Consider the following 26,311-nt stretch of genomic DNA (forward strand, 5'->3'; position numbering starts at 1 on the left):
GGAGGAGCGCGGCGACGACGCTGGCTCCCTGGTCGGAGGGCAACCTGGTGCGCCCGCTCGTGCACGGCGCCACCTACTTCGCCGAGCTCGACCGGCGCCTGGCCGAGCTCGGCAAGGACGATCTGCTGCTGTTCGCCGACTGGCGCGGCGACCCCGACGAGCGGCTCACCGACGACGGCCCCGAGGTGGCGGCCGCGCTGGCCCGTGCGGCGGAGAGCGGGGCGCTCGTCAGGGGGCTGATCTGGCGCTCGCACCTGGACGTCCTGCGGTTCAGCGCGGCGGAGAACCGGCATCTGGGCTCCGACGTCGAGGCGGCGGGCGGCCAGGCGGTGCTCGACACGCGGGTACGGCGGGGCGGCTCGCACCACCAGAAGTTCGTCATCCTGCGCCACGACCGGGCCCCTGGCAGGGACGTGGCCTTCGTCGGCGGCATCGACCTGTGCCACAGCCGGCGCGACGACGCCGAGCACCTGGGCGACCCGCAGGCCGCCCCGATGCCGGGCGAGTACGGCCCGCGCCCGCCCTGGCACGACATCCAGGTGGCGATCAGCGGCCCGGCGGTGGCCGAGGTGGAGAAGGTCTTCTGCGAGCGCTGGGAGGACCCGGCTCCGGAGACCCGCCAGCCGCTGCGCAGGCTGCGCGACCGCCTGAGCAGGATGGACGACGTGCCGCCGCTGCCCGAGCCCGGTCCCCCGCCGCCGCCTGCCGGGACGCATGCCGTACAGCTGCTGAGAACGTATCCGCACCGGCGCCCGCCGTACCCCTTCGCGCCCGAGGGCGAGCGGAGCGTGGCGCGCGCGTATGGCAAGGTGCTCGGCCGGGCGCGGTCGCTGATCTACCTGGAGGACCAGTACCTGTGGTCCACCGAGGTGATCGAGCCGTTCGCGCGGGCGCTGGAGCGGGAGCCGGGCCTCCACATGATCATCGTGGTCCCGCGCCACCCCGACCAGGACGGCTGGCTGGCCGGTCCCGCCAGCATGATCGGCCGGGTCGAGGCGCTGTCCAGGCTGATGGACGCCGGTGGCGAGCGGGTCGCGATCTACGACCTGGAGAACCACCAGGGCGTGCCGGTGTACGTGCATGCCAAGGTCTGCGTGGTCGACGACGTGTGGGCGAGCGTCGGCTCCGACAACGTCAACCTGCGGTCGTGGACGTTCGACTCCGAGCTGAGCTGCGCCGTCCTCGACGAGGATGGCCTGTTCGCCAGGGAGCTGCGGCTGCGGCTCGCCGCCGAGCACCTGGACCGGGACGTGGCCGACCTGGACGATCCAGGCAAGGCGTTCCGCGCCTTCGCCGAGACGGCCGCCGCGCTCGACGCCTGGCACGCGGGCGGCTGCCGTGGACCGCACCCGCCGGGGCGGATCCGCGTCCACCCGCGGCCCGAGCTCGGGCGCTTCATGAGACGGCTGGCCGTACCCCTCTATCGGCTGGTCGTGGACCCGGACGGCCGGCCACCGCACCTGCGCCGGTCAAACACGTTCTGACCTGCGGTAGAGGATCGCCCGCGCGGCGACGACCACGCAGACGACGCCGAGCAGGAGGCCCCAGCAGACGTCGGTGAGGTAGTGCATGCCCCGGTAGAGGCGGGAGAAGCCGACGATGAGCGGCGCGGCGACGGCGAGCGTCCAGATGGCGATCTGGAGGGCGCGGTTGCGGATGTGCATGGTCAGGACGACGGCCACCGCGCAGTAGAAGCCGACGGCCGCGCTGGCGTGGCCCGAGGGGAAGCTGGAGGTGGGCGGCGCCGGGTCGAGGTGCTGGACCTCGGGGCGGTGCCGCCCGACGGGTGTGGTGGTGGCGAGGAAGACGAGCGACTGGCTCCACACGGCGGCGACGAGGAAGATCGATTCGCGCCAGCGCTTGTAGACCAGCCGGAAGGCGATCGCCGTGAGCGCCGTGAGCGCCACGATGTAGGGCGTGTCGGACAGATGGGTGCCGTAGTCGGTGAAGACGTTCCACGCGCCGGTGCGGTCGGCGGCCAGGGCCCGGCTCACCGCCGCCTCGCCGGTCGGCACGGCGAGGATCAGCTTGCCCACGCCGAAGGTCACCGCCGCCAGCACGAGCAGCGGTAAGAGGACGGCGAGCGCGTAATACTTCATAGTCTGAATGCCTTCTTCGTAGCCGCGATGACGAGGATGCCCAGGACGAGCCCTGCGATGACGTCGCTCACCCAGTGCACGCCCAGCGCGACCCTGGTGTAAGCGACCGACAGCACCAGGAATCCGGCGACCGTCCAGGCGACCCATCGGCCCCAGCGGGGCAGCATGGGCAGCAGGATCAGGACCAGCACCCCGGCGCCGAGCGTCGCGTTGACCGTGTGGCCGGAGGGGAAGGAGGCGCCGGGCGCCAACGCGACCGGATCAGGCAAGTGCGGTCTGGCCCGCGCGATGACGATCTTCAGGAAGAGGCCGAGAACCCCGCCCACGGTGATGGTGGTGACCGCCCAGACGGCCATCCTGGACGCGCCGGCGTACAGCAGCCAGGCGGCGGCCGTGAGGACCGCGACGCGCCAGGGCCAAGGACCGAACACCTCGGTCCACGTCGACAGCGCCCAGGTCATGCCCGGATGGGCGATGGCGTAGGCGTGCAGGCTGTCCGCGGCTCGCTTGTCGAACCCCGTGAGCATCACGAACGGGATCGCGGCAAGAGCCACTGCGACCGCCAGCTTGAATCCTCGGACCATGAACCTGCGCTACCCCGGCATCGCGTGGGTAGTCGGAAGGGCATGTCCCCAACCGTGGCGGTCATCGCGCACCGCAAGAAGACGCTCGGCGCAGGCCTGGACAGGCTGCGCGTGCTGGTCAGCGAGCAGGACGTCGGCAGGCTCCTCTGGTACGAGGTGCCCAAGAGCAGGAAGGCGCCCAAGAAGGTACGGCGGGCGCTGAAGGAGGGCGCCGAGCTCGTGTTCGTCTGGGGCGGCGACGGCATGGTGCAGCGTTGCGCCGACGTGATGTCCGGCTCCGGCGTGCCCATGGCGATCCTCCCCGCGGGAACGGCGAACCTCTTCGCCGCCAACCTCGAGATCCCCACCGACCTCGACGAGGCGGTGCGCATCGGCTTCCACGGGCGGCGCGAGCCACTGGACCTCGGGGTCCTGAACGGCGAGCACTTCGCGGTGATGGCCGGCGCGGGCTTCGAGGCGGACATGATCGCCGACTCCAGCGGGGACGCCAAGGAGCGGCTCGGCAGGCTGAGCTACGTCAAGGCGGCGGCCAGGCACGTGGGCGGACCGCTGGTGCCCATGAAGATCAAGATCGACGGGGCGACCTGGTTCGAAGGTGAGGCCAGCTGTCTGCTGTTCGGCAACGTCGGGACGATCGCCGGCGGCATCGAGGCGTTCGACGACGCCCGGCCGGACGACGGCTGGCTGGAGGTGGGCGTCTCCACCGCCCAGGGGCCGGTCCAGTGGGCCCGGGTGATCGGCAGGATGGCGACGGGGCGCTCGGAGGACTCGCCGTTCGTCCGGGTCACGCGCGCCAGGAAGGTGTCCGCACGGTTCGAGAAGCCGATGATGTACGAGCTCGACGGCGGAGAGCGCGAGCCGGTCACCCGGCTCAAGGCCACGGTCGCCCCGGGCGCACTCACCGTCTGCCGCCCTTAGCGGTGCGGTGGGACGGGTTGGAGGTAGACGGCTGAGGCGATCGGCACCCGTTCGCGGATCTCCTGCTCCACCGCGGAGAGCGCGTCCGCCGCCTCGTCGGAACCCATCGTGACGTGCACGGCGACGAGCAGGTCCTCCGGCCCCAGGTGCAGGGTCCGGAGGTGGGTGAAGTCGCGGATGGACGCGTCGTTCGTCAGGACCTCGCGAATCACGCGTTGTACGGCGGGCGAGGCGGCCTCACCGATGATCATGCTCTTCGTCTCGCGCGCCAGGATCACCGCCACGGCCACGAGGAGCAGGCCGATCGCGATCGACCCGCCGCCGTCGAAGGCGCTGTTGCCGGTGACCGCCGACAGGCCGACGCCGACCAGCGCGAACGCCAGCCCCGCCAGCGCCGCCGCGTCCTCCAGCAGCACGACAGGCAGCTCGGGCGCCTTCGCCTCGCGGATGAACCTGGCCCACGAACGCCCGCCCCGCACCCGGTTGGAGCTCCGTACGGCGGTGCGCAGGGAGAGCCCCTCCATGGCGATGGCCGCCACGAGGACCCCGACCGCCCACGCCCAGCTCTCCAGCGGCCGGGGGTGGGCGATCTTCTCGTACCCCTCGTACAACGCGAACAGCCCGCCGCCGAAGAACAGCACCACGGACACCAGGAACCCGTAGAAGTACCGCTCGCGGCCGTACCCGAAGGGGTGCGCCTCGCTGGGTTCCTTCCCCGCGCGCTTGCGCCCGAGCATGAGGAGCAGCTGGTTGCCGGTGTCGGCCACGGAGTGGATGCCCTCCGCGAGCATGGCCGAGGACCCGGTGAAGAAGAACGCCACGAACTTCGTGACCGCGATGCCGCTGTTGGCGGCGAGCGCGGCCAGCGTCGCCCGCTTCGATCCGTCGGAACTCATTGCGACTTGATGGACGCGTCGTCCGGCGGGACCTCCGGGGTGGAGGCGCGCAGCCAGCGGCAGCCGTGCGGCCCGAGCGGCAGCCGTACCTTCCCCTTGGCCGAGACGGTGTGCGTGCCGTCGCCCAGGAGGTCGGTGAGGATGTGGGATTCGAGGCCGTTCAGGGTGAGGTCCACGTCCTGGGCGGTGTCGCACAAGTTGTGTACGGCCAGCACACTGGCGCCGTCGGCGTCGCAGCGGTGCGCGAACACCGCCGGGTTGCCGGAGTCCAGCACCGTCGGGACGCCCCAGGCGAGCTCCGGGCACTCCCGGTAGCGCTCGATGAGGAGCTGGAACCAGCGCAGCAGCGAGTCGGTGTCGCGTTTCTGGTCGGCCACGTTGACCCGGTCGGGAGCGTACGGACCGTCAGGGCCCTCGCGGTCGGGCTCGGACAGGCTGAAGCCCCCCTCCTTCGACCACTGCATCGGCACCCGGACCGCCATCCGGCCCTCGGCGTCGAGGTTCTCGCCCATGCCGATCTCCTCGCCGTAGAACATGACGGGCGTGCCCGGCATGGAGAACAGCAGGCTGTAGGCCATCTTGATGCGCCGCAGGTCGCCGCCGAGCATCGTGGGCAGCCGCCTGCGCAGCCCGCGTCCGTAGATCTGCATCCGCTCCTCCGGGCCGAAGGCGGCGAACACCTCCTTGCGCTCGCCTTCCGTGAGCTTGTCGAGGGTGAGCTCGTCGTGGTTGCGCAGGAACACCGCCCACTGGCAGTCCTTGGGCGCCTTCGGCCGCTTCTCGAACGCCTCGACCAGCGGCGCCGCCTCGCCGCGCGCCATGGATAGCCACGCCTTCTGCATGCCGATGAAGTCGAAGCACATGGTGAGCTGGTCGCCAAGCCCCTCCCCGAAGTACGGGACCAGGTCGGGGTAGGGCAGGTTGACCTCGCCCAGCAGCACCGAGCCGCCGGACCGCCTGGACATGAAGGCGCGCAGGTCGGCCAGGAACTCGTGCGGGTCGGCCAGCTTGGGGTGGACGTTCTCGATGAGGAACGGCACGGCGTCCACGCGGAACCCCGACAGCCCGAGCTCCATCCAGAAGCCGAGGATCCTGGCGATCTCGTCACGCACCTCGGGGTTCCCGACGTTCAGGTCCGGCTGGTGGCGATAGAAGGAATGCAGGTAGTACTGGTTCGTCTTCTTGTCGAGCTCCCAGACGCTGGTCTCCTTGTCGGGGAAGACGACCGACTTGGGGTCGTCGGGCTCGGCCTTGTCGGACCAGACGTACCAGTCGCGGTAGCGCGAGTCCTTGCTGGAGCGGGAGTCGCGGAACCAGGGGTGCTGGTCGGAGGTGTGGTTCACGACCAGGTCGGCGATGACCCGTAACCCCCGATCCTGGGCGGTCCTGACGAACTCCACGAAGTCGCCCAGCGTCCCCAGCCGCGGGTCGATGCTGTAGAAGTCGGTGATGTCGTAGCCGTCGTCCCGGTTCGGGGTGGGGAAGAACGGCATCAGCCACAAGCACGTCACGCCGAGGCCGGAGAGGTAGTCGATCTGCTGGGTCAGCCCGCGGAAGTCGCCGATCCCGTCGTCGTTGCCGTCCTTGAACGTCTCGACGTCCAGGCAGTAGATCACGGCGTTCTTCCACCAGAGATCCGAGGTGTAGGTCAGTCGCATGCCGCCCCAGCTACCCACGAGTCCGGGGCTCAGACAGTCGCGACGGCCACCAGTTCCACCGGTCGAGCAGGATCATGGCAGCGGGCAGGATCGTGGTACGGATGACGAAGGCGTCCAGCAGGACGGCCACCGCGAGGCTGAAGCCGATCTGCTTCAGCTCCGCCAGGTGCAGGAACACGAACCCGGCGAACACCGTCACCATGACGATCGCCGCGCTGGTCACCACCCCCGCTGAACCGGTGATGCCGTCGAGCACCGCCTGCCGCGTCGGCACCCCTGCGACGACCTTCTCCCTGATGCGGCTGACGACGAACACCTGGTAGTCCATCGACAGCCCGAAGAGGATCACCAGGAGGAACAGCGGCACCCGGGAACCGATCGCGCTGGTGGCGCTGGGGTCGAAGCCGAACAGCGTTGTGGCCAGGCCGTACTGGAAGAACACCACGACCAGCCCGAACGACGCCGCGGCCGACAGCGTGTTGAGCAGCACCCCGAGCAGGCCCAGCGTCACGGAGCGGAACACGATCATGGTCATGATCAGGGTGACCAGCAGCAGGAGCCCGGCCACCAGCGGCAGCTTCGCGTTGACGTGCGCGAGGTCGTCCACGTTGCGCGCCACGTCGCCCGTGACGGCGATCTCCACGCCCGCGATCGCGCCGACCGTGGTGGGCAGGTAGTCGTCGCGGAGCAGCGCCAGCTCCTTGTTGTCCCGCGCGGCCACGTCCAGGACGCTGATCCGGCCGTCGCGCGAGGTGCGCACGTCCGGGTCGGCCTTGAGGCGGCTGGCGACCTCGCGCAGCTCCTGGCCCACTTCCTTGGTACGGCCCTGCTCGTCGCGCACGACGATCTGGTGCCTGGCCTTCATGTCGGGGAAGGCTGCGGTCATGCGGTCGAAGACCTGCAGCGCCGGGATCTCGCGCGAGTGGCTGTCCCGGTTGAGGACGCGCAGCTCCATGCCCAGCGCGGGCAGGGCCAGCACGACCATCGCCAGCACCGCGACGACCAGGGTGGCGACGGGGTGCCTGCTGGCCGGACGCAGCAGCCTCCCCCACACCTTCCCCTCGCGGCGCGGCCGCTTGGCCTTGCGCTCGGTGCGCCTGCCGACCTTGACGAGCAACGCGGGCAGTACGGTCACCGAACTGGCCATGGCCACCAGCACCACGAGAACCGTTCCCGTGGCCAGCGAGGCGAACACGACGTCGGCGGCCAGGTAGAGCGTGGCTGTCGACGCGAGTACGGCCAGGCCGGACACCATGACCGCGCGCCCCGAGGTGGCGGCGGCCAGCTCCACGATGACCTCCGGACTGAGCCGTCCGTCCGCTCTGGCCCGTTCCTCGCGCTCGCGCTTGAGGTAGAAGAGCGTGTAGTCCACGCCGACCGCCATGCCGATCAGCAGGATGACGTTGCTGCCGACCCCGGCGTCCGGGATCAGGTGGGAGACCAGCATCGACAGGCCCATGGCCGCGGCGATCGACGACAGCGCCAGCAGCAGCGGGACGGCGGCCATCAGCACCGAACCGAACACGACGAGCAGGGCGACCAGCGTGACCGGGAACGAGATCGCCTCGGAGAGCGCGAGGTCGTCACCGCGTTGCTGGTTGACGCCCTTGCTGATGGAGGCGCTGCCGGTCTGCTCGACGACCGCCTCCGGGTGGGCGGCCTGGACGGCGGCGGTCTGGGCGAGCAGCGGGTCGACGTGCTTGCGCGCGTCGAGCTCGGGGCCCTTCATCGTCACCGTGATCACTTGCGTGTCACCTGCGCGCCTGGGCGGGCTGACCCGCTCGACCTCCTCGAGGCCCTTCATGCGCGCGGTGACATCCCGCGCGATTTCCTCACTACCGCCCTTGATCAGGACGTATTCCTCGGGCTTGCGTTGCAGACCGGCGCTGGTGGCGATCTGCTCGGCGCGTCCCGCCTCGCCGATCCAGTAGTCCTCGGTGGCGGCGTTGTTGGTGCCGGTCGCGATGCCCGTGCCCAGGCACAGCAGGACGAACACCAGCCAACCGGCGATCGCCCGCCAGGGGTGGGCGGCGCTCCATACGGCCACGCGGGTGACCGGGGAGCGGCGCGCGGATTTGCGTGGGAGCAGCATGAACTGCTCTCCTTTCTGTGGGAGGTACGTGCGTGTGAAGGCACGCCGGAAACGGCGTGGTCGCGCGACTTCCTTTGCCGGGGGTGGCGAGCTGGCACTCGCCGCCCCCTACTCGTTCTGGTGTGTCAGTCGACGCTGCGGAGAATACGTTCCATCTCGGCGACGCGGCCGGTGAGCTCGGTGAGCTGGGCGCTCACCTGGTCCTGCTGCTTGACCATCCGGTCGACGGCCGTCCGGTATTCCGCCATCGCCGCCCGGTAGAGCCTGGCGATGAGCACGAAGGCCACCGTGACGGCGGCGGCGCAGATGAAGATGACCCCCAGCGGGAGCAGTACGTCCTTCGTCATTCACTTTCTTCCTGTCCGGCATGAAGGGCTTCGAGGACGGTTTCCACGGTGACGTGGACCTCGAACGGCGTCAGCTCGTAGAACTTCATCGCCTTTCCCTCCGGGGAGAGTTCCAGCGCACCGATGACGATCCCGCCCTGCTCCAGCCGCTGGAGATGCATGTAGAGCAGGGGGCGGGACATGCCCAGGCGGCGCGCCAGCTCACTGACGTGCAACCGGCCTTCGGCCAGCTCAGCGATGATCTTCAGTCGCTGGGGATGTCCGATGGCCGCTAGTTCGGCCAGCAGCTCCTCACTGGTCAGCGTCCGACTCCCCTCTCCGTCGACTTTCACCTGTCATTATTATCTTACACATGTTCCGCTCAGGCGACATCCCATGGCAAACCACCTCGAACTCGGCGAGCACGCTGCGTGGCCGCGCGTTGCGCGGCGAACCCGCCAACGACACCCAACTCACCGCAGTAGCCGCTGCTTTGAACCGTTTGCACATCGCGTGCTCATCGCCAATACATCGCGGACCTATCAGCACCGCCCCTCAAGCTGGCCACATTCCTCGGAAGGAGCAGCCATGAAGATCGCAGTCGCCGGTGCGACCGGACGGGTGGGCCGCCATGTGGTGGACATCCTCGATGCCAAGGGGCACGACGCCGTCCCCATGTCCCGCGCGGGTGGGGTGAACGTTGTCACGGGGGAAGGGCTGCCAGCCGCCCTCGCCGGTGTGGAATGCGTCATCGATGTGTCCAGCACGCCGTCCCAGGACCAGCAGGAGGCGACCGAGTTCTTCACCGCGGCCGCCAGGAACCTGCACGAGGCCGGAGTGGAAGCCGGGGTGCGGCGGATGGTCGTGGTGTCCATCATCGGGGCCGAGAAGTTCTCCACGGGCTACAGCGCGGCCAAGGCGGTCCATGAGCGAGCCGTACTCGAAGGGCCGCTCCCGGTGCGTGTCCTGCGGGCCGCGCAGTTCCACGAGCTGGTCGAGCAGCTCGTGCAGTGGGGTACGCGGGGCGAGGTGAGCTACGTGCCGAACATGCGCACCCAGATCATCGCCGCCAGGACCGTCGCCGAAGCGCTCGTCGACCTGGCGATCGAGCCGGACGACGCGGTGATCTCGGAGATCGCGGGGCCGCGGGTGGAGAGCATGGTCGATCTGGCGACCAGCCTCGTGGCCAGGCGCGGCTATGCGGTGCGGGTCGAGGGCGTGAGCGACCCGGCGGAGCCCCTGTTCGAGAACGGCGGCCTGTTGCCGGGCCCGGACGCCGTGCTCGCCGGACCCACGTTCGACGAATGGCTCAACACGGCTCCGTGACACCTGGCGTCGGCCCGAACGCCGGAAGAGGGCGTCACGTGGCGAACCCTCAAGCCACGCGACCGGCCGGGAGCGGGGCGTTGTGTGTGGGTGTTTGGCGGAGGGAGGGTGCCGGGTGGTTGCGGGCGCCCTCCCTCCACCGCGCGGCGGACGGGCACGGGGGTGTCGCCCACGCACGGAGGGGTCAAGCCTGGGAGGGCGCACGCAGGGTGTGGCATAGGCGCGAGGACCAGGCCTGGAAGGCGCACCACGGGAGTGTGGCGGAAGCGCGGTAGGCCCCGTGGTGCGGGGAGGGCGTGTGGTGGGTCCTCCCCGCGCGGGTCAGGGGGCGAGGGGCGTGTGATGGACCATCCCTCGCACACAGGTAAGGGGGCGAGGGGCGTGTGGTGGACCATCCCTCGCACACAGGCAAGGGGGCGGGGAGGGCGTGGGGTGGGCCCTCCCCGCGCACGGGTTATGGGGTGATGGGGATGTTGGTCAGGCCGGTTGTTGCGTTGGTGACGGTGTTGGAGGCGTAGACGACGTTCGGGGTCGCTGAGCACTTCGAGGTTGAGGTGATCTTGATGGCGTACTGGCCCACGCCGCCCAGGTCCGAGCGGTTGTTACGCCACACGTTGCCGCATCCGTTGTCGAACGTCGGCGTGGTCGAGGGGTTGTGGGTTTCGTAGCCGTTCACGAAGGTCCCGGGCGGGGCGAATGTGCCGATATTTCCGTCGATCACGTAGTTGATGCCTTTGACGTCGATCCATGAGTCCGCGGAGTTCTCACCGCTGATCCCGGTGCCGTTGAAGGTGTTTCCCTGGATCAACCCGCCGAAGGTGCCCTCTTTCACGTCGATGTGCTCGGCGGCGACGTTCGGGCCGATCGTGTTGTTCAGCACCTTGACGCGGTCGGAGCGGTCGACGCCGCCGGTGTTGCCGTGGCAGCTCCAGTTCGAGTTGGCCGACCCCAGGTAGACGGCCTCGCCGTAGCCGGGCTGGACCAGGCCGGTGTCGGTGATGCGGGAGTTCTTGAGTACCCCGTCTGCCGAGGACTTTCTGAAGTGCACGGCTTCGTCCTCGACGTGATGGACGTAGACGCCGTCGATGGTCACATGCTGGGAGTTGTCCAGCACTATGCCCTTCTTGGAGTCCCTGACGGTGAAGCCGGTCAGGTTCCAGTACGGCGCGCCGTACAGCCACAGGCCATACCCGGAGTCCCAGCCGCCGCCAGGTGCGGGGCAGGACGGGGCGTCGCCTGCTGGGCCGTCGTTGATGAGTACGGCGTTCGCCGGTCCGGTGAGGGTGATCGGCGCGGACGCCGTTCCTGGGCGTTGGGTGACGAAGGCGCCGTGGTACTCCCCTGCGGCCAGCCTGATCGTCTGGCCTGGCTGGACGGCGGTCAGGGCGGAGATCAGCTGTGCCGCGGATGACACGTCGATCGTGCTGCCGCCGCTGGATGGCTGGGTGGTGGCGGTGATGGTGTTGCTGGCCGCGGACACGTTGCCTGCTGCGTCATGAGCCTTGATCGTGTAGGTGTACGCCGTAGACGGGGTCAGGCCGGTGTCGGTGTACGTCGTAGACGCTGTGGTCCCGACCAGCGAGCCGTTGCGGTGGACGTCGTAGCCGGTCACGCCGACGTTGTCGGTCGACGCGGTCCACGACAGTCCCACGCTGCCGGAGGTCGTTGCTGTGGCAGCCAGGCCAGTGGGTGGGGTTGGGGGTTGGGTGTCGCCTGGGGTGCCGATGGTGCCGTAGACCTGCAGCTCGTACAGGGAGTAGCCGTAGGAGGTGCCCCGGGCGGTGCCGTACATGCGGATAAAGCGTCCGCTGCCCGACAAGCCGGTCAGGTCGTCGGTGGCACCGTTGCCGGTGGTCGTGGAGTAGATGTCGGTCCACGTCGTGCCGTTGGAAGAGGTCTGGATCTTGTAGGCCTTGCCGTACGCCGCCTCCCAGGACAACTTCACGCGGGAGATCGTCGCAACAGCACCCAGGTCGATGCTGATCCACTCAGGGTCGTGGCCCTCGACGCTGGCCCAGCGAGTGCCGGTGTTGCCGTCGACCGCCTTGGCCGCCACATAGCTGGACCCCTCGATGGACGAGGCCGTGGCCGGCTTGCCCTGCGAGAGCAGCGGGTCCGCGGAGAGCAGGGACGATGCGGATGGGAGTGCCCCTCCGGACCCTTGCGGGAGCGGGGAGGCAGCGGTGAGGGCCTGAGCGAGGAGGGCCCCTGTAGACCCCACCGGGAGTAGGGAGGCTGCGGCGAGGGTCTGGGTGAGGAGGGTCCCTGCGGACCCCTCCGAGGGCAGGGAGGTTGGGGTGAGGGCCTGGGTGAGGAGGGTCCGTGCGGGCCCCTCCGAGGGTAGGGAGGCTGTGGGGAAGGTCGCCAGGCTCTGGGTGAGGAGTGCTGTGGCGAGGATGAGGGGGAGTTTCATCAGGGCACCCAGTGGTTGTGTGAGGCGGTGATCATGACCTGGAGCTGGATGCTCGCCGAGAAATAACTGCTGGTGTCGATCGGCGTCGCCACCATCCTGTTCCACAGCGCGTCCAGCCACGCCTGACTGCCCGAGTCGGTCATCGCCGCCAGGGCGAACGGGGCGAAGAAGGCGGCCTCGCTGCCGGAGTCGATCTGCGTGCCGTCCAGCTTGTACCCGACCGCGATCTTGGCGGGGTCGCCGCCGGTCTTGGCCTTGATCCAGGTGTTGAGCTTCCGCGCCGCCGCGAGGGACTTCGCGTCGCCGCTGGTCACCGCGTCGTCGCCGATGCGCCACGGGACCCGGCACGAGTTCCACCAGTACGCCCCGTCGTTCGGGTCCTCCAGGACCTGGCCGGGGGCGGGCTTGGGGGTGGTGTTCGTGTTGACCACGAAGTCGGGCAGCAGGCCGGTGTTCGGCGCGTATCCGGACTGCAGGGAGGCGATCACGTTCTGGTGGGCGGTGCGGATGGTGTCCCACGCCGCGTCGCCGGTGGCCGCCTTGAAGGCGCGGAAGTGGTCGACCATCCAGTCGGAGGGCCGGGAGACGTAATAGGTGGCGTCGCCCGAGGTGCTCCAGTCGCCCAACGTCAGCAGGTTCGTGGTGGGGTTGATCTCCGACTGCTTGATGGCGTTGATGTGCTTGATGGCGAGCTGGCGGTAGTTGTACGCACCGGCGCTGCCCCACTGGCGGTCGGCCAGGAGCAGGCCGTACGCCACGTCCATGTCGCCGTCCGTCGCGCTGTCTGACCCGTTGACGCTCCTGCACGCGGTGTCCTGCTCGGCCGCGAGGAGGTTGGGGTTGTTGACGGACGGGTGGTCGATCATCCACTTGACCAGGCCGTCGAAGATCTTCTTGGCGTCCGGGTCGGCGCCCGCCATGGTGGCGACGATCGCCATGCCGTACCCCTGCGCTTCCGCTACGTAGGGGTGGTCGGCGTCCGGCGAGAAGATCTGGTACCAGCCGTTACCGCAGTTCTGCTTGACGAACGCGGCCTTCCAGCGCGTGTAGTAGTCGATCACCTTCTGGTCGACGGCGCTCTGCGTGCCGGTGGGGCGCAGCGTTCCGGAGACGTACGGGAGCGTATGGCTACCGAAGGGTACGGCGGGGCCGCCGCCCTGGCCCGGTTGGGTGGTGGCGGTGACGGCACCGCTCGCCGTGGACACGTTACCCGCCGCGTCGCGCGCCTTGATCGTGTAGGTGTACGCCGTAGACGCGGCCAGGCCGGTGTCGGTGTACGTCGTAGACGTGGCCGTCCCCACAACAGTGCCGTTGCGGTAGACGTCGTAGCCGGTCACGCCGACGTTGTCGGTCGACGCGGTCCAGGACAGCCCGACGCTGGCCGAGGTCGTCGCCGTGACCGCCAGACCTGTGGGCGCGGTCGGGGGCGAGGTGTCACCGCCGGGCGTACCCGTGCTGCCGTAGACCTCCATCTCGAAGAGCGAGTAACCGTAAGAGGTGCCGCGCGCCGTGCCGTACATGCGGATATAGCGCCCGTTGCCCGACAAGCCGGTCAGGTCGTCGGTGGCACCGTTGCCGGTGGTCGTGGAGTAGATGTCGGTCCACGTCGTGCCGTTGGAGGAGGTTTGGATCTTGTAGGCCTTGCCGTACGCGGCCTCCCACGAAAGCTTGACGCGGGAGATCGTCGCGGCAGCACCGAGATCGATGCTGATCCACTCAGGGTCGTGGCCCTCGACGCTGGCCCAGCGAGTGCCGGTGTTGCCGTCGACCGCCTTGGCCGCCGCATAGCTGGATCCCTCGATGGACGAGGCAGTCGCGGGCTTGCCGCGCGAGAGCAGCACGTCGCCGCCAGGGCCCGGCTGGGTGGTGGCGGTGACGGCGCCGCTCGCCGCCGAGACGTTACCCGCCGCGTCGCGTGCCTTCACGGTGTAGGTGTACGCCGTAGACGCGGCCAGGCCGGTGTCGGTGTACGTCGTAGACGTGGCCGTCCCCACGATGGAGCCGTTGCGGTAGACGTCGTAACCCGTCACACCCACGTTGTCGGTCGACGCGGTCCAGGACAGCCCGACGCTGGCCGAGGTCGTCGCCGTGACCGCCAGACCGGTGGGCGCGGTCGGCGGCGTGGTGTCGGTGCCGCCCGTGGAGCCCTTGAGGAACAGCGACCCGGACGCGTCGGTCATCGACGCGTTGACGCCGGAGCCGGTGTAGTCCGCCGTCTCGTGGCCCGCCCAGTCGAGGATCGTGCTCCCGTTCAGTCCCAGATGCTGAAATTTCGTAGCATCGGTGGCTGAGCTGCCGAACTGGTAGAGCCGCTGCCGGTCGGGATAGTACGCCTGGTACGCCCCGCCCTGCGTCGTCTGCTTGGTCATGTCGTTGTTGTAGAAGACGTTCTGCGGCCCGCTGGATCCCGACCACTTGACCGCCTTCGGCCCGGCCGCCCACCAGATCGGCCACCAGGTGGAGTCGTCCGGCCCGCCGCCGCCCTCCTCACCGCAGTTGGCGCGGCAGTTCTTGGAGGCGTGCTCGAACGGCACGGCCACCTTGTTGTTCTCGAACAGGTTGCGCCGCTCCCAGCCGCCGTGCACGTTGAGGTCGGAGTCGAAGTCGTTCCCGATCGCCACGTTGTTCGACGCCGACCACTGGAAGGTGAAGTGCCGCAGGTTGCGCGAGGTGTTGTAGGCGTACAGCGAGTCCCACACCCGCGAGCCGCGGAAGTACCCGTTGCCGCCCTTGCCCTTGTTCCACGAGCCGTTGAAGTTCGACTCCTGCACCTGGATGTTCTTGGCGCTCTCGGTGACGACGGCGTGCGAGCCGGTCATCTCCGTACCGACCCGCCTGATCCAGGAGTTGGCCGCCCACTTGAGCACGATGCCGTGCATCTCATACTCGGGCGCCATGTTCCCGTAGTTGTGCAGCGCGTCGGCGACGTTGAGGTTGTAGGTGCCGCCGCCCAGCTTGGGCATGTTCGTCATGTCCTGGGTGATGGTCAGGTCCTCGATGCCGACGCCCTGGACGACCTTGAGCGGGGTGACCCGGCTCGGGTAGACCGTGCCGTCGATGGCGGCCGAGCCGTCCGAGGTGGAGTTGACCGGGACGTCGTACTCCAGGGGCTTGTCGATCGTGACGTTCTTCGCCGTGGCGTCGACCGCCGTGATCTGGAAGATCTGCTGGCGCATGTGCAGGTTCATGTACTGCGCCGGGTCGGTGACGGTCTGCTGCTGGTAGAACTTCACGCTGTTGGCCGCGCCCACCCAGAGGTAGCCGCCGACCTTGAAGCGCGTCATGTCGGCGCTCGTCGCCAGCTTGATCACGTTGGTGCCGACGGCCGAGCCCTCGCGGACGGGCACGCCGCTCGCCCAGTGCTGGTTGACGCTGCCCTCGAAGATGTCCTTGCGGTTGGCGGGCGCCGAGGCGTAGTCGCTCGCGTACTTGGTGGAGACCTCGCGGGTCTGCACCCGCAGCAGGCCGCGGCCCGGCCAGGTCCAGCCGCCCTTCCCGGCGCCGTGCACCTCGGCGTCCTCGTCCCAGTCGCTGCCGTCCTCGGTCAACGTGTCGTACCGGGTGTTGGTGTCGGGGCGGAAGCTCAGGATCGTCTGGCCCATGCCCGCGCCCTTGAGCAGCAGGTAGTCGGCGTCCAGGCCCAGCTGCCCGGTGACCAGGATCCGTCCGGCCGGGAGCGTGATGGAGGAGAGCTTGGTGTATCCGGCGGTCGGGGTGCAGGTGGTCCTGATCGCGTCGATCGCCTGCTGCAGGCCGGTGGTGGCGTCGGTGCCGTCGGCCCGCACGCCGTACTGCGCGTCGAGTTCCTGCGGGGTGATCTGGCAGGCGGCGTCGGGGTTCAGGTCGCCCGGGCCGGGGAGGGCGGCGCCGCCGCGGTAGCCCGCCTTGCTCCAGTCGGGCAGCCCCGCGATCGGGGCGCGGCGGTTCGCGCTGGTGAGGTCGGGGATCGCGGCGGCCGTCGCGGGCAGGGCCGGTAAGGCGATCAGGGGGGTGATGAGGAGGGCGCCAAGCGCCAGCCATCGGGGGATGTGTGACATCAGCGGTCCTTCGGGGGGTGGATGATCCGCCTTTTTTAGTTAGGAAGACTTCCTAACTATGGCCGAAGGTAAACACGCGGACCGGGACCTCGCAAGACCCAATCCGCATCACCGCAGGAAAACAGCGCATTGTCGTTGGCAACACTCTTTACTAGCCTTGATCCCATGTCCGGCGGCAGGGTGACGTGGTCCAGCGTGCGCGAGTCCAACGCCGCTTTGGTGCTCGACGTCATCAGGGGCGACCCGCCGCTGTCGCGTGCCGAGGTGGCCCGCCGTACCAAGCTCTCCAAGCCCACGGTCGGCAGCGTGCTGACCGACCTGCTCGCGGCGGGGCTGGTGCGCGAGGTGAGCGCGCCGAACGAGACCCACTACCGGGCCGTCTACTTCGAACCCGCCTCCGACGCGGCGTTCGTGCTCGGGCTCGACATCGGGCGCAGGTACGTCCGCGGCCTCCTCGCCGACCTGGACGGCGCGCCGCTCGACCGGCACGACGTGCGGCTGGGCGACTGCGCGCCGCACACGGTCATGTCGGCCGTACGGAGGATCCGTGCCGAGATCGCCGACGACCTGCCGATCGAGCTGGTGGTCGCCGGGGCGCCCGGCGTCGTCGGCGCCGACGGGCTCCTGCGCGCGAGCAACGCGCACGAGCTCGAAGGGTTCGCCATCGCCGCCGAGCTGGCCGCCACCCTGGGCGCCGCCGTACAGGTGGAGAACGACGTCAACCTGGCGACCCTGGGCGAGCAGGAGGCCGGGCACGGGCGCGGGGTCGCGGACTTCGCCTATCTGTCCGTCGGCACGGGGGTCGGCGCGGGGTTGATCCTCGGCGGGCGGCCCTTTCGCGGGCATCGCGGTGCTGCGGGAGAGGTGGACGCGCCGCCGCCGGGGCGCGACCTCGCGCCGGGCAGCCCGTCGGCCGACGCGCTGCTCGGGTGGGCTGCGGACTGGATCGCGGCAGAGGGCAGCGACCTGGCCGTCGCGCCTGAGGCGATCTACGCGGCGGCCGCGCGGGACGAGCTGGCCGGACGGATCGTGGCGGAGCAGGCGCGGCGGATCGCGGCGCGCATCGCCGAGATCAGCCGGGTCGTGGACGTCGAGCTGGTCGTGCTCGGGGGCGGGATCGGGCTGGCCAGCAGGGGTTCGCTGGCGGCGATCGCGGCGGCGGTGGGGGAACTCGCACACCACCCGCCGCGCCTGGAGATCTCCGCGCTGGGCGACGCCGCCGTGCTCGTGGGCGCGATCATCTCCGGGGGCCAGCGGGCGTGGCAGCAGATCGCCGCGAGGAACATCGCGAGGGGCGTATAGGTTTTCGGCCATGAGTTGTTGCGCTCCAGACGCGGGGCATGGCGCGTCCGCCGAGGTGGCGTTGCCGTTCGAGGTGCCCGTCCGCGACCCGGGCGCGGTGGCCAAGGGGATGGTCGCCGTCTCCGGCGGGGAGTTCAGGATGGGCGGCGACGATCCCGACCGTAACGCCGGTGACGGCGAAGGGCCTGTCCGGTCTGTACGGCTCTCGCCGTACCTGATCGACGCCACGACGGTCACCAACCGGCAGTTCGCCGTCTTCGTGAAGGCCACCGGGTATGTGACCGAGGCTGAGCAGTTCGGGTGGTCCTTTGTATTTCGCGCGTTCCTGGGGCAGGAGCAGCGGGCGCACGTCATGGACGCCACGGTGCCCGGTGCGCCCTGGTGGGGCGGGGTCAACGGGGCCTGCTGGCGGGCGCCTGAGGGGCCGGGCTCGGATGTGACGAAGCGGCCTCAGCATCCGGTGGTGCACGTGTCCTGGCGGGACGCGCATGCCTATGCGACGTGGGCGGGCAAGCGGCTTCCCACGGAGGCGGAGTGGGAGATGGCCGCTCGGGGTGGGCTGGACCAGGCGCGGTATGCGTGGGGGGACGAGCTGGCGCCGCGGGGGCGGTGGCGGTGCAACATCTGGCAGGGGCGGTTTCCCAGCGTGAACAGCGTGGAGGACGGGTATGCGGGGACGGCTCCGGTGAAGTCGTTCGCGCCCAACGGGTTCGGTCTTTACGAGGTGGCGGGGAACGTCTGGGAGTGGACGGCTGACTGGTGGAGCACCAGCTGGCACGTGGAGGAACGGCCGGAGACCCGGGTCGATCCCCAGGGGCCGCCGTCGGGCGACGGGCGGGTCATGAAGGGGGGGAGCTACCTGTGTCACGAGTCGTACTGCAACCGGTACCGGGTCGCCGCCCGGACCGCCAACACTCCGGACAGCTCCACTGGGAACACGGGCTTCAGATGCGCATTGGACGCCTGACCCACGGGCTGAGCACCGCTGAGGACCTCGAACCCACCCTCGCGCTGAGCGCCGCTAAGGACATCTAACCAAGAGCTCTCTCACATCTCCCCTGACCTCTGTGAGGAGGTGAGGGGGTGCGGGCGCGGCGCGAGGGGCGTTCTGTTGGGGTTCCCGGGGGCGGGCGGGGTCGCGGATCGCTAAGCGGGTGGTGTGGGCGTGATGGCATGGGTCATGAAGGGAACAGGCTTCTGGTCGAGACCCTGGAGGAAGAATGACGACGTCCTGGTGGCGTGAGGCCGTGATCTACCAGGTGTACCTGCGCTCCTTCGCCGACTCAGACGGCGACGGGCTGGGCGACCTCGACGGGCTGCGTTCCAGGCTCGACTACCTCCAAGCCCTCGGCGTAGACGGGATCTGGCTGAACCCCTGCTACCCCTCCCCCGACCGCGACCACGGCTACGACGTGGCCGACTACGTCGACATCGACGCCAGGTACGGCGGCCTGCCCGCGTTCGACCGCCTGCTCGCCGACGTGCACGCCCGCGGCATGAAGCTGCTGATGGACCTCGTGCCGAACCACTGCTCCAGCGACCACGCCTGGTTCCAGGCCGCCCTCGCCGGCGACCAGGACGCCCGGGACCGGTTCATCTTCCGCAAGGGCAGGGGCGACGACCCGCCCAACAACTGGCAGTCCGTCTTCGGCGGCCCGGCCTGGACCCGCGCCGGCGACGACTGGTACCTGCACAGCTTCGACCCGGGCCAGCCCGACTTCAACTGGCGCAATCCCGAGGTCGGCGCCTATTTCGAGGACGTCCTGCGGTTCTGGTTCGACCGCGGGGTGGACGGCTTCCGCATCGACGTGGCGCACATGCTCTTCAAGCACGTGGACCTGCCCGACTGGACCGGCGGTTCGGGTTACAACGGGCTCGCCCAGAACCGGCCCGAGGTGCACGACGTACACCGGCGCTGGCGCAAGCTGGCCGACAGCTACGGCCGCGACCTGACCCTGGTCGGCGAGATCTGGGTGCCGACGGTCGCCGATCTGGCGCTCTACCTGCGGCCGGACGAGCTGCCCCAGGCGTTCTTCTTCGACCTGCTGGTCCGCCCGTGGGACGCCACGCTGTTCCGCGCCTCGATCACCAGGGGCCTGGAGGAGATCGCCGCGACGGGCGCGGTGGTCACCTGGACGCTGGCCAACCATGACGTGCACCGTACGGCCAGCCGCCTCGGGGTGGTCGAGCACACCTCGGGGCCGCCCACCCGGCCGCGTGGCGTGGTCGACACCGCGCTCGGGATCCGCAGGGCCAGGGCCGCTGTGCTGCTGGAGCTCGCGCTGCCCGGGTCCGTCTACCTGTACCAGGGTGAGGAGGCCGCGCTGCCCGAGGTGCTCGACCTGCCGGACGACGCGCGTCAGGACCCGACGTTCCTGCGCACGGGAGGCGCGGAGGTCGGGCGGGACGGGTGCCGCGTGCCCCTGCCCTGGACGACCGACGGGCCTTCGTTCGGGTTCTCCAGCTCGGCGGACACGTGGTTGCCGCAGCCGCCGTGGTTCGGCGACTACGCGATAGAGAGCCAGGCGGGGGTCGCCGGGTCCGCGGTCGAGATGCACCGGGCGGCGCTGGCGATCCGGCGTGCGCATCCTGGTGGGGAGCTGGAGTGGCTGGAGACGGGGCGGGAGGACGTGCTGGCGTTCCGCCGCGGCGGGCTGGTGTGCGTGACGGTGTTCGGCCCAGAACCCCATACGGTGCCGTACGGCACGCCGCTCGTCTCGTCAGACGCGGACGAACCCGCTGAGGGATCGGTGCCCGGGGTGACAACCGCCTGGTTCCAGGCCTGAAGCCCGGACCCACACGTGGGTCCGGGCCTTCAACCTCGTCCCTAGTTGACGAAGAACATGTAGTCACGCTGCGGGCTCCAGTGACCCGCCCGGTCCACGCTGACCACACTGAGCGTGAACGGGCCCGACCGGTCGGGCGTGAAGGTGAAGGTCAGGGAACCGTCGCTGTTGGCTGTCAGGACATCGCTGCTCGGGCTCCCGCCGAAGCCGTAGGCGTAGCCGACCACGTCGGTCACCCCGTGCGGCGTGAAGGTGAAGGTCCCCTGCACGCCCACGCCACCGCTGAACTGCTCCTCCGGGTAGTCCGTCGAGACGATGTCCGGCGCGCTTTCTGGCCTGGTCGCGTCCACGGTGAATTTCTGCCACTCCGTCCACTCGCTGACGTCGATGCCGTCCTCGGCGCGTATCCGCCACTCGTAGGTGCCCCCGTCACTGAGCTGTCCCGCGGGTACCTGAGCGCATACCCATTGACCTGACCGACGGGGCTCGCTGGCCACGTCTCCCAGCACCGCGCCGCCGGGCGCCCGCCACTCGACCCGGCCGAATACGTACTGCTGGCCGGTCCCGGCCTCGTCGGGGTCGACGATCTCAGCGACCATCGTCGGCGTCGTGGTGGCTGCGTAGTCGCGCTGCTGCCACTCCTCCGGCGGGGTGACGTAGCAGTCGCCGTTGGTGAGGGCGGTCCTGGGGGGTTTGGCGGGCGGCGTGTTGAAGTTGATCATCAACTTCGGGGATCTCCGGTATATGCCGGTGTCGACGTAGTACTCCGTCTCGAACACGCTCCTGCCCCGCAGGTCGGTCTCGTCGGCCGACTTGAGGCCGAACGTGACGTGCTGCGCGCCCCGCGCCGCCGCCTCGGTCACCGCGTCCGTGACGGCCCGGTAGCTCTGCCCAGGGCACCCTGCGGTGCCCAGCTTCTTGATCCATGAGGGCTGCCGCACCCAGGTCGTCTGCTCGCTGATCTCCCCGGTGAGCCAGAGCTCGACGCCCGGCTTGCACTCCCCGCTGTTCTGGAACGTAGCCAGCCTGGCGTTCAGGATGTGGGTGCGGCTCACCTTCGAGGTGTCGAGCCGGAAGAAGGAGCGGAACAGCCCCACCGGCTTGACCCCGAGCCCGACGGGCGCGTCCCCGCTGGCGTTCCAGTAAGAGGTCGTGGGACGGCTCAGCGACACGTACGTCCACGCGAGCTTTTGGCCCTCGAAGTACGGCGTCTCTTCTATCTGCGCGGCAGCAGGGGTCGCGACCGCCCCGGAAATCGCGACCAGGGCCACTATCGCCCCGCCCAACCAGCTACGAACCATGAATTTGCCCTCCTCGATCTCGCCCCCGTCGGCGAGCACAGGCAGAGCCTGTCCTGTATCGCTATAGCCACGATGCAACGCGACCCGTGACCGGCCCTTGACACCCCGCATCAGGTCCAGGATTCTGCACCTCGAGAAATGGAGTTCGGGGTGGAGTTTCGGGTTCTTGGACCCCTTCGGGTGTTACACAACGGGGAACAGGTCTTCTTCCGCACGGCCTACAAGCCGCGCCTTTTGTTAGCCGTTCTCCTTTCCCGCGCCGGTCAGACCGTGCCGCGGGAAACGCTGGTCAACGCGTTGTGGGGAGAACGCCCACCGGCCTCGGCGCGCGCGAATGTGCAGCAGTACGTGCATCAATTGCGCGGCGCTCTCGGCCCCGACCAGCTGCTCAGCATTCAGGGCGGATACGCGATGGCCACCGACGAGCTGGACGCGGCGTGGTTCCGCGCGCTGGCCGCGAAAGGGCGCGGGGAGCTGGACCGCGGCGAGTTCGCAGCGGCCAGCCGTACGCTGCGTGAAGCGCTGGACCTGTGGCAGGGCCCCGCCTACGCGGACTTCACCGGCTGCGACCTCCTCGCCGAGGAGGCGGGGCGGCTGGAGCAGCTCCAGCTCGCCGCCCGCGAGGGCTGGCTGGAGGCGGAGCTCGCCCTGGGTCGCCACCTCGACCTCGTGATCGAGCTGGCCGACCTGGCCCAGGCGCAGCCGTACCGGGAGAACCTGCGCGGCCACCTCATGCTGGCGCTGTACCGCAGCGGCCGCCAGGTGGAGGCGTTGCAGGCGTTCCGCGACATCCGCGCGCACCTGCGCGAGCAGCTCGGGATCGAGCCGGGACCGACGCTGCAGCGGCTGCACGAGGCGATCCTGCGCAACGACCAGCAGCTCCTGGCGGTGCCCACCCCGTGGCGGCTGCCGCCGCCGCTGCCCGACTTCGTCGGCAGGCAGGAGGAGCTGGCCACCATCGAGGCGCAGGTGAGGGCGCGCCGTACGGTCGCGATCAACGGGCTGCCCGGCATCGGCAAGACCGCGCTGGCCGTCACGGCGACCCATCGGCTCAGGCACGAGTTCCCCTCCGGGCAGCTCTACCTCGACCTGCGCGGGCACGACGAGCCGCGCGACCCCCACCAGGTGCTCCACCGCTTCCTCAGGGACATGGGCGTGGACGGCTCGGCGCTGCCCGACGACGTCGAGGAGTCGGCCGCGATGTACCGCTCCCTGCTGTCGCAGCGCCCGCGCCTGGTGCTGCTCGACAACGCGGCCAGCGTCACGCAGATCGGCCCGCTGCTTCCCCCTGCCGAGTGCGGGCTGGTGGTGACCAGCCGCCGCATGCTGGTCGACCTCGACGGGGCCTGCTTCGTCAGCCTGGAGCCGTGGACCCAGGACGAGGCGCTGCACATGCTCGCCGTCACCATCGGCTCCGATCGGGTGACGCAGGAGGCGCACGCCGCCGCGCACATCGTGGACTCCTGCGGACGGCTACCGCTGGCCGTACGCATCGCGGCGGGCCGGTCGCTGGCCCCTGAGGTGTCGCTGGCCGAGGTGGCGCGGGACCTTAGCGACAGCGCGCAGCGGCTCGACGCGCTGACCAGCGCGGAGCGCAGCGTCCGCGCCAGCCTCCAGTCGGGCTACGACTCGCTGACCGCGGCAGAGCAGCGGCTGCTGCGGTGCCTGGCGCTGGTCACGGCCGACGACTTCCCCGCGTGGATCGCTCCCGCGGCGCTGGACAGCGCGCCGGCCGACGGGCTGGACACCCTGGACCGCCTGGTCCAGGCCAGGTTCGTGGACCCGCTCGGCGTCGACGCCCTCGGGCAGGCCCGCTTCCGCCTGCACGACCTGGTCCGCCCCTTCGCGAGTGAACAGGGCGAGCAGGCCGACGGGAGCAGCATCCTGGGGTACGTCGCGGACGCCTGGCACACGCTGGCCGAGGAGGCCGACGCCCAGCTCCACTACAACGACTCCTACCGGCACCCGGTCACCCCGTCGCGGCGACCGGCGATGACCGGCGCGCACCGGAAGGACCCGCGCGCCTGGTTCACCCTCGAACTCGCCTCAATCCTGGACATAGCCACGAAAGAGGACAGCCACTGCTGGCAGCTGGTCTGGGCGGCGGAGACGTTCATGCGTATGGACGACCGGCACGCCGAGCTCATGACGTACTGCCAGACGGGCCTCGACACGGCGACACGGGCGCACGACCCGCGCGGCGTCCTCTGCATGGAGCTGTCCCTGGCCTTCGGCTTCCTGCTGGCCAACGACCTGCCCGCCGCCGACGCCCACGCCAGGAACGGGCTCAGCGCGGCCGACCAGATGGACGACGCCTGGCTGCGGGCGGAGCTCCTGGGCGTCGTGGCGCAGATCGACGGTTCGTCCGGACGGGCGAAGGCGCAGCGGGCCGCGCTGGCCGAGGCGGTCGAGCTCTATCGCCGCGCCGGCGACACCGTGTCAGCGGGCAGCAAACTGACCATTCTCGGCCAGCTCGCGGCGGACAATCTCGACGAGGAAGCGGCGCTCGACTATTTCCAGCAGGGAGTGGCACTTCTGCGCGCCAGCACCGCGCAACGCCCCCTGGCGATGGGCCTGCGCCGCCTGGCCAAATCCCACAACGACAAAGGCGAGGCTGAACGGGCCGTCGAGCTTTATCAGGAATGCCTCACGCTCATTCAGGAGTTCGACGAGCCGATCGGCGAGATGTGCGTGAGCACGGAACTCGCCATGACGCTCATGGACTTCGGCGCGCCGGAAGAGGCGCGTCCCCATATCGACCGGGCGCTGCTCCTGACCGAACGGGTCAGCCACCCGCTGTATGTGAACTTCGTACGGCTGGGACAGGGAATGCTGCAGGCCAGGACCGGCGATCCGCGCACCGCGCTGGACACGATCACGGCCGCCGTTCCCCACCTGCCCGCGTCCCCGGCCTATTACGTCACCGCGCTGATCGAGCTCGGCCATGTCCACCAGTGGCTCGGCGACCTCTCCACGGCGCAGGCGGCCTTCCGCGAGGCGGCGGCCGAGGCGGATCGGCTGGGAATCCCGCTTCTCGCCGTGCGAGCCCGCGCGTTCCTATAGAAGCAGCGTTCCTATAGAAGCATCCGGGCGTTCATGTGGCGCGGGCGCGCAGGCGGCGCAACATCCGCGCGTCCTGGAAGCCGACCTCCCGCGCGGCGACCTCGGCCGTGGCGCCCTGCCCGATGAGGTGTTCCGCCCGCTCCAGGCGCAACGCGGTCTGGAAGGCCAGCGGGGTGATGCCGGTCGCCTGCCGGAACAGCCGGGTCACGGTCCGCTCGCTGCACTCCGCCGCGTCCGCGAGCAGCCGCAGCGGCAGCGACTCGGTGAAGCGCGCCTCGATGAGGTCCTGGATCCGGTGCACGGTCTCGTCCACGTGCGACCGGTGCCGCAACATCACGCTGATCTGGCCTGCCGTACCGCTCCGGCGGGAGTAGACGATCATGGCGCGCGCCACCTGGCCCGCGGCGTACGGGCCGTGCCTGCCGCTCACCAGGTGCAGGGCCACGTCGATGCCGCTGGACACCCCGGCCGACGTGACCACGCGGTCGTCCTCGACGTAGAGCGCGTCCCGCTCCACGATCGCCTTGGGGTACAGGCGGGCCAGCTCGTCCTGGACGGTGTGCAGGGTGGTGCAACGGCGGCCGTCGAGGAGACCGGCGCGGCCGAGCGCGTCGGCGCCGGCGCACACGCTGGCGACCGTACCGCCCGCCGCGTGGTGGTCGCGCAGGCGGGCGAGGGTGGCCGCGGTGGGCCTCCTGGTCGGGCCGCGCCAGCCGGGCACGATGATCACGTCGTCGGCGTCCAGCTCGGGCCAGTCGACCTCGGCCCGCACGGGCAGCCCCTGTACGGTCGCCACGTCCGGATCCTCGGCCACGTAGCTGAGGGTGTATCCGTAGCCCAGGTCGTCCGCTGCGGAGAAGACCTGGGCGGGCCCCGCCAGGTCGAGAAGGTGCACCTGCGGGATGAGGAGGAAGACGACGCGTGGCATGAAGACGGTTCCTAGGTCAGCTGGTCGACGGTCCTGATCGTGGCGAACCGGCCGTCCAGAACATACTCGGTGCGCTCGATGATCTCAGCCACGCCGAGGTCGCCGATCGGGGTGGTGGCCGTGGCGTCGATGGCGAAGGTGACGTCGAAGCCCAGGTCGGAGGCGATCCTCGTGGTCGTCTCGCAGCACTGCTCGGTCTTGATGCCGGACACCGTCAGCTTCCTGATGCCCCTCGCGGTGAGGAACTGCTGGAGGTTGGTGGTGGTGAAGGCGTTGTGGGCGGTCTTGGTCAGCACCGGCTCGCCCTCGACCGGCTGCAGCCCGTCCATCAACCGGCAGTAGCCGAGCGCGGGGTCGAACACCGTCCCCGTGCCCGGGCGCGTGCCGAGCACCCACACGACCGGGTCCTTACGCTCCCGCGCCGCGTGGACCAGGCGGTTGACCTGGTCCACGATGTTCGGCTGCGAGACGAGGTGCCAGTCGGGGAGCTGGCGGAAGGACTCCTGGACGTCGATGACGATCAGCGCGTTGCTCATGCGTCCACCCTGCCGAGCGCGCGCCCCAGGCTGAAGGCTCCTTCCA

The 26,311-nt window shown here is 69.8% G+C and carries 19 protein-coding genes; 7 read left to right on the forward strand and 12 right to left on the reverse strand.

Translation table 11 applies throughout. The features are described from left to right. The first annotated feature begins 47 nt into the window (after positions 1-47). Complete coding sequence (locus ACIBG8_RS49225; RefSeq protein ID WP_397350252.1) at positions 48-1,484, forward strand: phospholipase; 1,437 nt, start codon at positions 48-50, stop codon at positions 1,482-1,484. Here the strand turns inward: ACIBG8_RS49225 and ACIBG8_RS49230 are convergent. Beyond that, positions 1,470-2,099: a phosphatase PAP2 family protein gene (locus ACIBG8_RS49230; protein ID WP_397350253.1), complete on the reverse strand. Its 630-nt coding sequence runs from the start codon at positions 2,097-2,099 to the stop codon at positions 1,470-1,472. The two genes, ACIBG8_RS49225 and ACIBG8_RS49230, sit on opposite strands and share 15 nt — an antisense overlap. Then, positions 2,096-2,683, reverse strand: a complete 588-nt coding sequence (locus tag ACIBG8_RS49235; RefSeq protein ID WP_397350254.1) for a phosphatase PAP2 family protein — start codon at positions 2,681-2,683, stop codon at positions 2,096-2,098. The genes ACIBG8_RS49230 and ACIBG8_RS49235 overlap by 4 nt, the downstream gene beginning before the upstream one ends. Positions 2,684-2,725: 42 nt before the next feature. Between ACIBG8_RS49235 and ACIBG8_RS49240 the strand changes: the two genes are divergently transcribed. Next, on the forward strand, positions 2,726-3,601 hold the full coding sequence (locus tag ACIBG8_RS49240) for a diacylglycerol/lipid kinase family protein (protein WP_397350255.1): 876 nt from the start codon (positions 2,726-2,728) through the stop codon (positions 3,599-3,601). Here ACIBG8_RS49240 and ACIBG8_RS49245 read toward each other — a convergent pair. From ACIBG8_RS49245 to ACIBG8_RS49265, 5 genes are all read right to left on the reverse strand, one after another. Next, positions 3,598-4,497, reverse strand: coding sequence for a cation diffusion facilitator family transporter (locus tag ACIBG8_RS49245; protein ID WP_397350256.1), 900 nt, complete (start codon positions 4,495-4,497; stop codon positions 3,598-3,600). The two genes, ACIBG8_RS49240 and ACIBG8_RS49245, sit on opposite strands and share 4 nt — an antisense overlap. Beyond that, positions 4,494-6,155 (reverse strand): alpha-amylase family protein, encoded by a 1,662-nt coding sequence (locus tag ACIBG8_RS49250; RefSeq protein ID WP_397350257.1) that lies wholly within the window; start codon positions 6,153-6,155, stop codon positions 4,494-4,496. The genes ACIBG8_RS49245 and ACIBG8_RS49250 overlap by 4 nt, the downstream gene beginning before the upstream one ends. A gap of 10 nt (positions 6,156-6,165) precedes the next feature. Beyond that, positions 6,166-8,247: an MMPL family transporter gene (locus tag ACIBG8_RS49255; protein WP_397350258.1), complete on the reverse strand. Its 2,082-nt coding sequence runs from the start codon at positions 8,245-8,247 to the stop codon at positions 6,166-6,168. 125 nt (positions 8,248-8,372) lie between these two features. After that, positions 8,373-8,594, reverse strand: a complete 222-nt coding sequence (locus tag ACIBG8_RS49260; protein WP_397350259.1) for a hypothetical protein — start codon at positions 8,592-8,594, stop codon at positions 8,373-8,375. Further along, the gene (locus tag ACIBG8_RS49265; RefSeq protein ID WP_397350260.1) at positions 8,591-8,926 is read right to left on the reverse strand and encodes an ArsR/SmtB family transcription factor; all 336 of its coding nucleotides are present in this window, start codon (positions 8,924-8,926) and stop codon (positions 8,591-8,593) included. The genes ACIBG8_RS49260 and ACIBG8_RS49265 overlap by 4 nt, the downstream gene beginning before the upstream one ends. 235 nt (positions 8,927-9,161) lie before the next feature. On the opposite strand from ACIBG8_RS49265, the gene ACIBG8_RS49270 reads away from it, so the two are divergent. After that, positions 9,162-9,899 carry an SDR family oxidoreductase gene (locus ACIBG8_RS49270; protein ID WP_397350261.1) on the forward strand — a complete coding sequence of 246 codons (738 nt, stop codon included), beginning with the start codon at positions 9,162-9,164 and terminating at the stop codon, positions 9,897-9,899. 454 nt (positions 9,900-10,353) lie between these two features. Here the strand turns inward: ACIBG8_RS49270 and ACIBG8_RS49275 are convergent, their stop codons facing one another. Continuing rightward, positions 10,354-12,312: a discoidin domain-containing protein gene (locus tag ACIBG8_RS49275; RefSeq protein ID WP_397350262.1), complete on the reverse strand. Its 1,959-nt coding sequence runs from the start codon at positions 12,310-12,312 to the stop codon at positions 10,354-10,356. Next, positions 12,312-16,349: a glycosyl hydrolase family 8 gene (locus tag ACIBG8_RS49280; protein ID WP_397350263.1), complete on the reverse strand. Its 4,038-nt coding sequence runs from the start codon at positions 16,347-16,349 to the stop codon at positions 12,312-12,314. The genes ACIBG8_RS49275 and ACIBG8_RS49280 overlap by 1 nt, the downstream gene beginning before the upstream one ends. A 165-nt stretch (positions 16,350-16,514) precedes the next feature. On the opposite strand from ACIBG8_RS49280, the gene ACIBG8_RS49285 reads away from it, so the two are divergent. The 3 genes from ACIBG8_RS49285 to ACIBG8_RS49295 all read left to right on the forward strand — a co-directional run bounded on the left by ACIBG8_RS49285 (position 16,515) and on the right by ACIBG8_RS49295 (position 20,437). Further along, positions 16,515-17,651: an ROK family transcriptional regulator gene (locus ACIBG8_RS49285; protein ID WP_397350264.1), complete on the forward strand. Its 1,137-nt coding sequence runs from the start codon at positions 16,515-16,517 to the stop codon at positions 17,649-17,651. Positions 17,652-17,661: 10 nt separating this feature from the next. Beyond that, a complete protein-coding gene (locus ACIBG8_RS49290) occupies positions 17,662-18,618 on the forward strand; it encodes a formylglycine-generating enzyme family protein (RefSeq protein WP_397350265.1) in 957 nt (318 codons plus the stop codon). Between the two features lie 253 nt (positions 18,619-18,871). Beyond that, entirely contained in the window at positions 18,872-20,437 is a 1,566-nt protein-coding gene (locus ACIBG8_RS49295) for a glycoside hydrolase family 13 protein (RefSeq protein WP_397350266.1), read from the forward strand. Between the two features lie 41 nt (positions 20,438-20,478). Here ACIBG8_RS49295 and ACIBG8_RS49300 read toward each other — a convergent pair whose 3' ends face one another. After that, positions 20,479-21,777, reverse strand: coding sequence for a hypothetical protein (locus tag ACIBG8_RS49300; protein WP_397350267.1), 1,299 nt, complete (start codon positions 21,775-21,777; stop codon positions 20,479-20,481). Positions 21,778-21,918: 141 nt separating this feature from the next. Here ACIBG8_RS49300 and ACIBG8_RS49305 point away from each other — a divergent pair, with 141 nt between their 5' ends. Further along, positions 21,919-24,801, forward strand: a complete 2,883-nt coding sequence (locus ACIBG8_RS49305) for a BTAD domain-containing putative transcriptional regulator (protein WP_397350268.1) — start codon at positions 21,919-21,921, stop codon at positions 24,799-24,801. Positions 24,802-24,832: 31 nt separating this feature from the next. On the opposite strand, the gene ACIBG8_RS49310 is transcribed toward ACIBG8_RS49305, so the two are convergent. Together ACIBG8_RS49310 and ACIBG8_RS49315 are read right to left on the reverse strand one after the other, a co-directional pair. Next, positions 24,833-25,729: a GlxA family transcriptional regulator gene (locus tag ACIBG8_RS49310; RefSeq protein ID WP_397350269.1), complete on the reverse strand. Its 897-nt coding sequence runs from the start codon at positions 25,727-25,729 to the stop codon at positions 24,833-24,835. An 11-nt stretch (positions 25,730-25,740) separates the two neighbouring features. Then, complete coding sequence (locus ACIBG8_RS49315; protein ID WP_397350270.1) at positions 25,741-26,265, reverse strand: cysteine hydrolase family protein; 525 nt, start codon at positions 26,263-26,265, stop codon at positions 25,741-25,743. Between the last annotated feature and the right edge of the window lie 46 nt (positions 26,266-26,311).

Source organism: Nonomuraea sp. NPDC050556, from assembly GCF_044457355.1.
Taxonomy (GTDB): Bacteria; Actinomycetota; Actinomycetes; order Streptosporangiales; family Streptosporangiaceae; genus Nonomuraea.